Below are 11,682 nucleotides of genomic sequence, written 5' to 3'. Positions count from 1 at the left end.
GCTGATTTGCGATAGGCGCTGACAGGATGATGTATTCAATATACTATTGATAATGAAAACTGCAATTGCCAGCTAAATGTAATAACTGGGCGTATTGTTACTCTAATACCGTTATTGTTGTGTGAATGATTGTCAAAAGTATAAGTCTTAAGCGAAAAGTGGCCCAATGCATCATAAAGATCCATCCACATCCGAGGAACTACCAGAAGAGTCTGAGCTCGTTCAGAGGCTTATTGGCAATGATCAGCAGCTATTCATGGCAGTCGTCAGAGCCTGGTACCCATCGCTGTATAGTGTTGCAGCAGCCATCGTTGGACATTCAATTGCCGATGAAGTGGTGCAGGAAGCATGGCTCTCGGTTATTAAGGCGCTTCCGAAGTTTGAAGGGCGCTCTGCCCTAAAAACCTGGGTCACGCGAATCGTAGCTAACGAAGCCAAAAACCGGTATCGCAAAGAATCGCGTTCTGTATCAATGGAGGCTGTAGATGAGCACTGGGCGACGGACTCAAGAATAGGCACCGATCCACGTTTTGATGGCAGTGGACACTGGAATCAACGAAATCCTTCATGGGATATAGGATCTCCCGATGAATTGCTGGCGGCCAAAGAGCTGCAGGATTGTGTGGATAAGCATTTAAGCCGATTACCAGAACAACAGAAAAACATTATGGAACTGCGCGATTCAGCCGGATTGGAATTTGAAGAAATTTGTAACATTCTGGAAGTCAGTTCATCCAATGCCAGAGTACTATTGCACCGGGCACGCGACAAAATTCAGCAGGTGGTGGCAAAATTTCAGAGGACAGGCGAATGTTGAGTTGCAAACATCTGGTCGAGCAGGCCAGTGATTACATTGATGATGAAATGACCATGGGTAAAAGAATTCAGGTTAAATTGCACCTGTTTGTGTGCGTGAGCTGCCGCCGATATTTAAAGCAACTGAAGCTGACTATCGCAATGATGAGTCGTAAAAATCATCACGAGGCGCCTGAAGCCATGTGTCATCATCTATTGAAAGAGTATCAAAAAACCCTGCCGAAGCAGGGTTCATGAAAGAAATCATTAATGATTATTCCTCAGTTTCAGGCTTAATAGTGCCTTCCATTGATTGCAGCACATCACCATTGAAATGCAGAATCAGACGCTCTTCGCGCTTATCACCACTTGATGGCACCATGTAATACAGATAGTACCAGGTGTCTGAATTGAGATTGGTGTTTAAGGCAGGGTTGCCCAAAACATAGGAAATCTGGTCCTTGGTCATACCGGGTTTTATCTTATTCACTTCAGACTGCTCAAGAATATTACCCTGCTGGATGGTTGGTTTATAAACACAAGCACTTAATAAACTGAAACAAATCAAAAGCGCAGAAAGAAAAATAGTTTTCATGAAAATCCTGATAGTTAGTGTTTTTTGCTGAAATAACCATTCGCAAGTATACTGAATGGCTTTTCATAAATTCTTGGCATAGTATAATCATTTTGCCGCGCAAATCTATTGGAGGATGAGTTTTTGGAAAATCAGCAATTAAAAAAAGCCGGATTAAAGGTCACCCTGCCGAGGGTTAAGATATTACAAATCCTGGAAAGTTCCGATGATCGTCACCTTAGCGCGGAAGACGTATACAAACTATTGCTAGAAGCCGGAGATGATGTAGGTCTGGCAACTGTCTATCGAGTACTCACCCAATTTGAGTCAGCAGGACTCGTCACCCGTCATAATTTCGAAGGTGGCCACTCAGTATTTGAAATCGATGATGGCGAGCATCACGATCACATGGTCAATGTTGATGACGGTACAGTCATTGAATTCTTCAGCGAAGAAATAGAGGAGCTGCAGCACAAAATTGCTGAGAAGCATGGGGTGGAAATTGTGGATCACAGTTTGGTCCTCTACGTCAAAAACAAGAAGTAAAATGGTCTTTTCACTCAATAGCTGTGTTGCAAGTGGCTACAAAATACTCAACGACCTATAAGGTCGCCTCCGCTTTTTCGCCACTTGCGCCTTGCTCTTGAACGAAAATCCACATTTTATATTTTTAATATGCACTCCTTCGATGCGCGGTGAATTTGCCGCGCCCTCTCTAGCAAAATCCTCATTTTAATCTTACTGATATAAAGTTCTGGAAAGAAAATCCTGCGTTTAACTCGTATGAACTACAGGTCGTCTCCGCTTTTTCACCACTTGCGGCTTGCTCTTGAGCGAAAATCCACATTTTAAGCGCTCAAATTTCAAACACTCTTCATCAAGCTTGTCATTCCGTGCTACGACACGGAATCTGCTCTATATTCTTCAAAACCGCTTTACCTCGTGCCCTAGGAGCAAGCGATTGTAAAATCTCGCTTAATTGATTGATTTTTGTACAGTTGTAAGTATGCTATTGGCTACTTTGGTATCGATTTGATACCTGTAGCTTGTGCTTGTCTGGGGATGGACTAAACAACTAACAAGGAGTTTTACCATGTACAAGCAGTCTCTCATAAAGCTAGCGATTATATCGTTCCTGGCATATCTACTATATCCACTAACTGCATTTGCTGCGGAAGAAAAGCCTCCCGCGCTGGTCAGTATGTGGGTTATGGATGTTAAATCAGGCTCGGAAAAAGAGTTTGAGGAAGCATTTAAGGCACACATAAAAGTTCGTCAAAAAGCGGGTGATACCAGAAGTTGGCAAGTTTATACCCCGCATACCGGCTCAGACTTCAATCGTTATATCATTCGTTATTGCTGCTTTAAATGGGCAGATCAGGACGACTATGCCAAATGGGCCAATGATTCAAAAGTTATGGCTAATTGGGATAAAGGAGCAGGTAAATATGTAGAGCGTTATGCGCATCACTACAGTTGGGTCGATATGGAAAATAGCCACTGGAAGGATGATGAAACTTATCGTTATGTTGGAGTCAGAAGCTACCACATCATTCCGGGCTCCGATATCAGTAGTTCAGTGAAAGAAATAAGCGATCTGGCAAAAGCCATAGAATGGGATCGCAGTTGGGGCTGGACTTATAATGTCACTGGTTCAAATGAGCTGCAGGTAGCCTTTCCATTTAAAAACTTTGCAGATATGCAGCCACCAGAACCTAGCTTTGGTGAGCTGGCCGAGAAACATTTAGGTTCGGAAGAAAAGGTTGATGAAATCTTTGATCGGTTCAGTAAAAAGTATAGCGATACTCATTACAGTATCTATCGTCATCATCCAGAGCTTTCAATGAGCAACAAAGAATAACAAGTATAAAAAAAGGAGCGGCACTGCCGCTCTTTTTTATGCGGTCTTCAGCAGTTCCTTGGCATGCTGTCGAATGGTATCAGTAATTTCGATACCGCCTATCATACGAGCAATTTCTTCAATCCGTTGAGTTTCGGTAATTTCCAGTAGCTGAGTTTGCGTAGCCTTTTTGTCCTGCGACTTGCTGACTTGAAGGTGATGATGGCCTTGAGCAGCGACCTGTGCCTGATGAGTGACGCAAAGGATTTGTGCTTTCTTGCCAAGCTCTGCCAGTAATGTTCCGACTATTTCTGCAGTACCACCACCAATGCCGACATCCACTTCATCAAAAATCAAAGTCGGTAGCTGGGTTGTTTGTGCATTAATGACCTGAAGAGCCAGACTGATGCGCGACAATTCACCGCCGGAAGCAACTTTGCGTAGTGGCATCGGTTTTTGTCCCGGATTGGTGCTGACCATGAATTCAGCGGTTTCAAATCCGGTGCTTTTAAATGACACTGCATCCTGTTGATTAAAGGCAACTTCAAAGACCCCATTACCCAAGCCTAGTTGCTGCATTAATTTAACCACTTCCTGATTAAGCTTTCTGGCTGCCGTTTGGCGTTTGGAACTCAGGTTTTTGGCAAGCTCCTGGTAGTGTTTCTCAAGCTTGTTCAATTCTTTTTCCAGATCATCGAAGGTTTGCTCATCACCCTCCAGATCTTCAAGCTCTTGTTGTAAAGCTTGTAAAGTCTGCGGTAACTCTTCCATGCTGACCTGATGTTTTCGTGCCAGGTCATGTAACGCTGAAATTTGCTGATCAAGCTCATGATAAGCCTGTGGATCAATATCAAGCCCTTCCAGATAATCTCGAAGTTCATGACTGGCTTCGTCAATCTCAACCAAGGCCGATTGCAATAGGTCATGAGTATTTTTTAGACCTTCATCAACCGCTAGCATGTCGCTGATCTGATGAACAATTCGGCCAAGATTGGATGAAATATTCTCATCATCTTCGCTTAAAGCGGCCAGGCTTTGCTGGCCTTTTTCCAGCAGGCGGCTGGCGTTAGCGGCACGTTTATGTTCAAGCTCAATATCAGCAGCTTTATCAATTGGTGCCTGCTCCAGCTCCTGAAGCTGAAAGCTGATCAAATCCTTGCGATCATTTTTGTCTTTTAAAGCAGTTTGAAATGCTTTTAACTTGCCAGAAATGCTACTAATTTTGTTGGCGACTTTGGCCAATTCAGCGCTTTGTTCAGTGAGTCCCGCATAGCGATCAAGCAGCTGAAGATGTACTTGAGGTTTAAACAGAGACTGATGCTCATGCTGACCATGAATATCAACTAGAAAGTCACCCAGTTCAGAAACCTGAGCCAGATTGACCGGCTGGCCATTAACGAAGGCCTTTGATCGGCCATCATGGTTGATGACCCGGCGTAAAATGCAGTGGTCATCATCATCCAGCATCTGTTCTTCCAGCCAGTCTTTAACGTGTGGCAACTGTTTAATATCAAAGTAAGCGCTGATTTCCGCACGCTTGGCACCATTGCGCACCACGCCGCTGTCAGCGCGTTCGCCGAGCGCGTAAGACAGTGCATCGACCATGATCGATTTACCGGCACCGGTTTCCCCGGTAATGACAGTCATGCCGGATTTCAGGTCGAGATCCAGTTGGTCAATAATGGCGAAATCTTTGATGTGAATACTGGTTAGCATAGCGTGTTGTCAGTTGTTATAGCTGGTCATGAGGCCTAGCTTAGAGCTTTGAGCCCCAACCTAATTTTGTTCTGAGTAAGCGGAAGTAATCATAATCTTTTGGGTGTAATAACCACAAGTCTTCTTTGCGTTTGCGAACGCAGATTTTCTCACCTGGCTGTATGGGGAAACGCACCTGGCCATCGCAGCTTAATCGTGCTTCATGCGGATTCGATTTACTGAATACAATTTCGACCTTGCTGTCTGCATCTATGGCAATCGGACGGCTGGACAGGGTATGAGGAAACATGGGTACCAAAGAGATGGCGTTGATTGAAGGTGATAGAATCGGGCCGCCAGCGGATAATGAGTAGGCAGTGGAGCCGGTTGGGGTTGATATAATCAGGCCATCGCCGCGCGCGCTGTAAACAAATGAGTCATCAATATAGACTTCGAACTCAATCATTCGCGAAATTTCACCAGGATAGAGCACTATGTCATTCAGTGCATCACTGTAGCGATCATCGCCATCTATATTGGCTTCCAGTAAAAAGCGACGCTCTTCGGTGTAATCACCGGCCAGAATTTCGCTGACTTTTTCGGTAACCTGTTGTGGCTGAATATCCGTCAGGAAACCGAGATAACCGCGGTTCACACCCAGTAGCGGCTTATTGTATTGTGCCATAAGGCGAGAGGCATAAAGCATGCTGCCGTCACCACCGACAACAATGATGAGGTCACACTCTTCGCCGAGTGTTTTCCAGTCGCACTGAAATTCATGTGGGACAGACAGATCATTAGCAACCGTTTCTTCAACCCGCACTGAATATTGCTCCTCCTGCAAAAAGGAGAATAAGGTGACAATGGTTTCGCCAACTTCGTGATGTTTTGGCTTACCCATGATGCCAATGGTTGCAAAATTCAGGTGTGACGGCATGATAAGTGGTCAGTTACTTGTAATTGTCATATTGAGCCACATTTAAGAATATATGGAGCAAATAGGCAAGTCGTCTGCCATAATTTGTGGTTTTATCGACGGGCCATGCCCAGATGCCTTATCCTTATTAGGAATTATGTATTGAATAGCAACTATGTCTAAATTTGATCAACGCGCACAAACACTGATGAAAGCCCTGGTGGAATCCTACATTGCCACTGGCCAGCCTGTGGGTTCTAAAAGGCTGCTTGAACAGACCGGATTGGCGGTAAGTCCGGCCACTGTGCGCAATGTGATGCAGGATCTGGAAGCCATGGGCCTGCTAACGGCGCCGCATACTTCTGCGGGGCGTATTCCGACAGCGCAGGGAGTGCGAGTTTTTGTCGATCAGTTGCTGACGGTTTCCAATGTGGAAGAGGTATATTTGAAGCAATTGCAGGAACAATTGGGACGTGCCTCGGAAACCGGAGAAATGCTGGCCAGCGTCAGTCGAATGCTATCCAACATGACCAATATGGCAGGACTTATCCGGGTGCCGAGCCGTGATGTCACTCGGGTGAAACATGTCGAGTTCCTGCCCTTATCACAGAACAAGATTCTAGTGATTCTGATTTTAGATGATGGTGAAGTACAGAACCGAGTCATTCAGCTGGACTCGGAAGTGTCGCGCGATGAGTTGCAGCAGGCTTCCAATTATGTCAATCACCACTTTGCCGGAAAGGAACTTAACACCGTTAGGCAGGAGCTGTTGCAGGAGCTGAAAAGTGACCGTGCACAGATGGATGCCATGATGGCTTCGATGATGGAAGTAGCCGAAAAAGGGTTTTCCAAAGATGATAATGATGATGAAGTGCAGGTGACCGGTAAGTCTCAGCTCCTGAATTACACTGGCGATATTTCCGATCTGAAATCTCTATTCGACGCCTTCGCAGAAAAAACTCAAATGTTAACCTTGCTGGATAAGTGTCTTAGTGCCGATGGAGTTCAGCTCTTTATTGGCGAGGAATCGGGTTATGATGTCTTCTCACAATGCAGTGTGGTGGGCGCGCCTTATTCGATTGATGGCAAGGCGGTTGGGGTTCTGGCTGTGGTAGGCCCAACTCGCATGGCCTACGATAAAGTCATACCCATGGTTGATATCACGGCCAAATTAATCAGTTCGGCCTTGAAAAAGGACAGCTAAACCCTAATATATCCGCCAATTCCAGAATTCATTGAACGCATAGTCGGAGAGAGTGCTAATGTCTGAAAAAGACAATAAAAATCAATCGGTTGAAGAGAAGATTGAAGAAATTAAAAATGCTGTCGAGCAAGAAGCGACAGAAGCTGAACAGAATGAAACCGAGCAACCAGCTGCGGATGCCGGTCAGGTATTTGAAGATATGACTGAAGAAGACCGTCAGTTAGCCGAGCTGGAAGCTGCACTAGAAGCTGCTCGCCAGGAAGCTGCTGACAATAAAGATTTAGCGCTCCGCACTAAAGCCGAAGCTGAGAATATTCGCCGCCGAGCTGAAAACGATGTGGTTAGTGCACGTAAATATGCGATCGAAAAATTTGCTGCTGAGTTATTGGCGGTGGTTGACAGCATCGAGCAAGGTTTGCAATTAAAAGCAGAAAACGAAGAGAGCAAAGCGATTCAGGATGGCATGGAATTGACATTGAAAATGATGCTCTCAACGCTTGAGAAGTTTGGGGTTGAGCAATTGAATCCGCTAGAAGAAGTGTTTGACCCACAGCTGCATGAAGCCATGACCATGGTGCCAAGCCCTGAGCATGAGTCGAATACTGTGATTGATGTATTCCAGAAAGGTTATACGTTAAATGGGCGTTTGATTCGTCCAGCGCGTGTGGTGGTCGCTCAGTAGTTGACTAACTTTCTAGTCAGCTTTAGTCACTAAAAACCAAGGATTTTTGATTGTTTACCATAATACCTCCGCAACGGTTCAAACAGATCCCTTGGAAAAACGGCAAAGGATTGACCACTGAATTAGCAATTAGCGATGGTGGAGATGTAAACGACTTTGACTGGCGACTGAGCATTGCTGGTGTGACTGAAGATGGCGCTTTTTCAAATTTTACAGGGATCCAACGCTATCTTTTTTTGCTTACCGGAAATGGTATTAAGCTTACCCACCAGCCCAGCTCTGAGATTGCTAATGCTGAAAAAGTAAGCTCTCACAAATTGATAAAACCCTTAGATTTAGCCACTTTCGATGGTGGCTTCATAACTAACGCTACTTTAACTGATGGTCCTATCACTGACTTTAACCTGATGGTGAAGCAGGGTGCTTTTGAGGTTAAGACACAAGTATTAACAGATGATGGGTTGATAGAAGACTTCCCACTAGCAGATGTTAATTTTGTCTACGCGGTTAACGGCGACTGCCAGGTGAGTGGTCTTCAACAAGAAACCGAGGCAGAAAAGATACTGTTACAGTCAGGGCATTTATTAAAAATAGAACCGAAGGTATCGCTTTCAACCAAGCTATCCATTGATGTGGATGGCAAACAAGCCATTGTGGTTGCGTTGAAAAAAGTTTGCACCAATCCCGCAGAGGAGTAAACTTCGGTGCTTCAGGCAAGGCGCAACTGTAAAGCGCCAAGATCCAAGACATTTATAGAAATACAATTTTAGTAAAAGGTATCAATCAATGGGACGCGCTTTCCAGAACCGTAAAGAATCAATGGCTAAAACCTCGGATCAAAATGCCAAGGTTTACAGTAAATACAGCCGCGAAATCTATGTTTGTGCGAAACAGGGTGGCGTCGAGCCGGAAAGTAATTTGGCCCTACGCTCTCTAATGGATCGAGCAAAACGCGATCAGGTTCCGGCACACGTCATCCAGAAAGCTCTGGATAAAGCGCAGGGCGGTGCAGGAGAAGACTTCGCAGTCGCCCGTTATGAAGGTTATGCCCCAGGAAACGTGATGGTGATTGTGGACTGCTTGACTGACAACCCAAATCGTACCTTTGGTGAAGTACGCCAGTGTTTCGTTAAGACCAAATCCAAGATAGGTACTGAAGGCAGCGTCATGCATATGTTTGACCATAGCGCAATTTTCGTTTTCAAGAGTGATGATGAAGAAGGCGCGTTGGAAGCCTTGATGATGGCTGACGTAGACGTAACAGACATCGAACATGAGGATGGCAAAATCACTGTTTTTGCCCCACAAACTGATTACTTCAAAGCCAAACAGGCGCTCCAGGAGCATTTTGGTGAAATCGAATTTGAAGTTGACGAAATTCAGTTTGTCCCAAAAGTCATGACTCAGATTTCAGGTGAAGACCTGGAAATGTTCGAGAAATTTCTCGACATGGCTAATGATCAGGACGACGTTCAGAACATTTATCACAACGCTGAGTATTAATCACATCACCATATTAAGTAATGGCTCCGGCAGGGGCCATTGTTATCTAACTTCTTAGTTACTCCAAAATTAACCCCAAAAAAAGTAAGTTCAAGGGGTTGATCTCCAAAACCCGCACCCCATATATGTTTCAAGCAAGTTTTAACGTCTTTTTTGGAGTAGTAACATGGCCAAAATTATTGGTATTGACTTAGGTACAACAAACTCATGTGTTGCCGTAATGGACGGCGACAAGCCACGCGTTATCGAGAATTCTGAAGGTGCGCGTACAACCCCATCTATTATTGCTTTTACTGATGGCGAGACTTTGGTCGGCCAGTCAGCTAAGCGCCAGGCGGTAACTAACCCGCAAAATACCCTGTTTGCTATTAAGCGTTTGATCGGTCGTAAGTTTAAAGACGACGTCGTTCAAAAAGACAAGGGTATGGTGCCATACAAAATTATCGAAGCTGATAATGGTGATGCCTGGGTAGAAGCCAATGGCAAGAAAATGGCTCCGCCACAGATTTCTGCTGAAGTTCTCAAGAAAATGAAGAAAACAGCGGAAGATTTTCTGGGCGAAGAAGTTAAAGAAGCGGTTATTACGGTTCCTGCTTACTTCAACGACTCACAACGTCAGGCTACTAAAGACGCTGGTCGCATCGCGGGTCTAGATGTTAAGCGTATTATCAATGAGCCAACTGCGGCTGCCCTTGCCTATGGTATGGACAAAGAGCGCGGTGACCGCACTATCGCTGTTTACGACTTAGGTGGTGGTACATTCGATATCTCTATCATTGAAATTGCTGAAGTTGATGGCGAGCATACCTTCGAAGTATTGTCGACCAACGGTGATACTTTCCTGGGTGGTGAAGATTTCGATATGCGCGTTATCGAATACTTGGCAGCAGAGTTCAAGAAAGATTCTGGTATCGACCTGAAAGGCGATGCGCTTGCCATGCAGCGTCTGAAAGAAGCAGGCGAGAAAGCTAAGATTGAATTGTCGTCAAGCACGCAAACAGAAATCAATCTGCCATACATCACAGCGGATGCAACAGGTCCTAAGCACTTAAACTTGAAATTGACTCGCGCAAAATTAGAAGCGCTAGTTGAAGACTTGATTGAGCGCAGCATGGAGCCAGTAAAGCAGGCGCTTAAAGATGCAGGTTTATCAACATCTGAAATTAATGACGTGATTCTAGTCGGTGGTCAAACCCGTATGCCTAAAGTGCAAGAAGCGGTAGCTGGCTTCTTCGGCAAAGACCCACGTAAAGACGTGAACCCAGATGAAGCGGTTGCAGTAGGTGCTGCGATTCAGGGTGCAGTATTATCAGGCGACGTTAAAGACGTATTGTTATTGGACGTAACTCCACTGTCGCTTGGTATTGAAACCATGGGCGGTGTGATGACTCCGCTGATTGAGAAAAACACAACGATTCCAACCAAGGCATCGCAAACCTTCTCGACAGCAGAAGATAACCAGACCGCTGTAACGGTTCATGTATTACAAGGTGAGCGTAAAATGGCTTCTGAGAATAAGTCACTGGGTCGTTTTGACCTGGCGGACATTCCTCCAGCGCCACGCGGAATGCCACAAATTGAAGTGACTTTCGATATTGATGCGAACGGTATCATGCACGTATCAGCGAAAGACAAAGCAACTGGTAAAGAGCAATCGATTCAGATTAAAGCCTCTTCAGGTTTGAGCGACGAAGAAGTCGAGCAAATGATTAAAGATGCTGAGGCGCATGCTGAAGAAGATAAGAAATTCCAGGAGCTTGTCGAAGCGCGCAACCAGGCTGATGGCTTAGTTCACGCAACTCGCAAGTCACTGAAAGATGAAAACATCACTTTCGAAGATGGCGAGAAAGAAGCTATCGAGAAAGCTGCTGAAGAACTGGAAGAAGCTATCAAAGGCAATGATATCGACGATATCAAAGCTAAAACTGAAGCATTAAGCCAGGCATCAGCAAAATTAGCAGAACGTATGTATGCTAATGCTCAGGCGCAAGCGGAAGCTGGCCAGCAGGCCGGTGGTGAGCAGGCTAAAGATGCTGGTGATGATGTCGTGGACGCGGAATTTACGGAAGTTAAGGACGACAAAAAGCAATAAACTCTAACTAGCCCTTTTTGCTTCTGACTTTGTTGCAATGTTGGTTTCGATGCTCAGGCACTATGTGTGCATTCCGCGTCTCAACCAACATTGCGCCGCGTCAGAACCCAAAAGTACTTAGTTAGAGAATGCTAGATGTTAGTTTGAAAGTTATGTAAGAAATTTATTATTTTGCTCTCGAACCAAATATTTCGCTTATTAGATAGCTTAGATTAGCTCTGACTTTGTTGCATTGGAAATGCGTTACGCCGCGTCAGAACAAAAATTTCCTTGCTTTTTATACAGTGAAGTAAGGCTTGAGTTTAGAGCAAAATGGAACAACGATAACGCAGGATAGGGCCCTTTGGGATACCGTCCTGCGTTTGCTGTGGTGAGCTGTTT

At 45.0% G+C, this 11,682-nt stretch carries 12 protein-coding genes; 9 read left to right on the top strand and 3 right to left on the bottom strand.

Going from position 1 to position 11,682, the window contains the following annotated elements; translation table 11 throughout:
• The first annotated feature begins 166 nt into the window (after nt 1-166).
• Together CW740_RS11260 and CW740_RS11255 are read left to right on the top strand one after the other, a co-directional pair.
• Nucleotides 167-817, top strand: a complete 651-nt coding sequence (locus CW740_RS11260) for an RNA polymerase sigma factor (protein ID WP_106647586.1) — start codon at nt 167-169, stop codon at nt 815-817.
• Nucleotides 811-1,053, top strand: a complete 243-nt coding sequence (locus tag CW740_RS11255; protein ID WP_106647585.1) for an anti-sigma factor family protein — start codon at nt 811-813, stop codon at nt 1,051-1,053. The genes CW740_RS11260 and CW740_RS11255 overlap by 7 nt, the downstream gene beginning before the upstream one ends.
• A 16-nt stretch (nt 1,054-1,069) precedes the next feature.
• Here CW740_RS11255 and CW740_RS11250 read toward each other — a convergent pair whose 3' ends face one another.
• A complete protein-coding gene (locus CW740_RS11250; RefSeq protein ID WP_106647584.1) occupies nt 1,070-1,390 on the bottom strand; it encodes an outer membrane protein assembly factor BamE in 321 nt (106 codons plus the stop codon).
• A 123-nt stretch (nt 1,391-1,513) separates the two neighbouring features.
• On the opposite strand from CW740_RS11250, the gene fur reads away from it, so the two are divergent.
• Both fur and CW740_RS11240 read left to right on the top strand, forming a co-directional pair.
• Nucleotides 1,514-1,915, top strand: a complete 402-nt coding sequence (gene fur / locus CW740_RS11245; protein WP_018623861.1) for a ferric iron uptake transcriptional regulator — start codon at nt 1,514-1,516, stop codon at nt 1,913-1,915.
• A gap of 547 nt (nt 1,916-2,462) precedes the next feature.
• The gene (locus CW740_RS11240; protein ID WP_106647583.1) at nt 2,463-3,230 is read left to right on the top strand and encodes a hypothetical protein; all 768 of its coding nucleotides are present in this window, start codon (nt 2,463-2,465) and stop codon (nt 3,228-3,230) included.
• A gap of 36 nt (nt 3,231-3,266) precedes the next feature.
• Here CW740_RS11240 and recN read toward each other — a convergent pair whose 3' ends face one another.
• The gene (gene recN, locus CW740_RS11235; protein WP_106647582.1) at nt 3,267-4,925 is read right to left on the bottom strand and encodes a DNA repair protein RecN; all 1,659 of its coding nucleotides are present in this window, start codon (nt 4,923-4,925) and stop codon (nt 3,267-3,269) included.
• 40 nt (nt 4,926-4,965) lie between these two features.
• A complete protein-coding gene (gene nadK / locus CW740_RS11230; protein WP_106647581.1) occupies nt 4,966-5,841 on the bottom strand; it encodes an NAD(+) kinase in 876 nt (291 codons plus the stop codon).
• A gap of 154 nt (nt 5,842-5,995) precedes the next feature.
• On the opposite strand from nadK, the gene hrcA reads away from it, so the two are divergent.
• The 5 genes from hrcA to dnaK all read left to right on the top strand — a co-directional run bounded on the left by hrcA (nt 5,996) and on the right by dnaK (nt 11,301).
• Nucleotides 5,996-7,024 (top strand): heat-inducible transcriptional repressor HrcA, encoded by a 1,029-nt coding sequence (hrcA, locus tag CW740_RS11225; RefSeq protein WP_106647580.1) that lies wholly within the window; start codon nt 5,996-5,998, stop codon nt 7,022-7,024.
• 58 nt (nt 7,025-7,082) lie between these two features.
• Complete coding sequence (gene grpE / locus CW740_RS11220; protein WP_106647579.1) at nt 7,083-7,706, top strand: nucleotide exchange factor GrpE; 624 nt, start codon at nt 7,083-7,085, stop codon at nt 7,704-7,706.
• A gap of 50 nt (nt 7,707-7,756) precedes the next feature.
• Nucleotides 7,757-8,404 (top strand): HutD/Ves family protein, encoded by a 648-nt coding sequence (locus tag CW740_RS11215; RefSeq protein ID WP_106647578.1) that lies wholly within the window; start codon nt 7,757-7,759, stop codon nt 8,402-8,404.
• Nucleotides 8,405-8,492: 88 nt separating this feature from the next.
• Nucleotides 8,493-9,209 carry a YebC/PmpR family DNA-binding transcriptional regulator gene (locus CW740_RS11210; protein ID WP_106647577.1) on the top strand — a complete coding sequence of 239 codons (717 nt, stop codon included), beginning with the start codon at nt 8,493-8,495 and terminating at the stop codon, nt 9,207-9,209.
• Nucleotides 9,210-9,375: 166 nt separating this feature from the next.
• A complete protein-coding gene (dnaK, locus tag CW740_RS11205) occupies nt 9,376-11,301 on the top strand; it encodes a molecular chaperone DnaK (protein ID WP_106647576.1) in 1,926 nt (641 codons plus the stop codon).
• Nucleotides 11,302-11,682: the final 381 nt, after the last annotated feature.

It is taken from the genome of Kangiella profundi, assembly GCF_002838765.1.
GTDB classification, from domain to species: domain Bacteria; phylum Pseudomonadota; class Gammaproteobacteria; order Enterobacterales; family Kangiellaceae; genus Kangiella; species Kangiella profundi.
The sequence above is the reverse complement of the archived record's forward strand: the minus strand, read 5'-3'. Positions and strand labels throughout refer to the sequence as shown.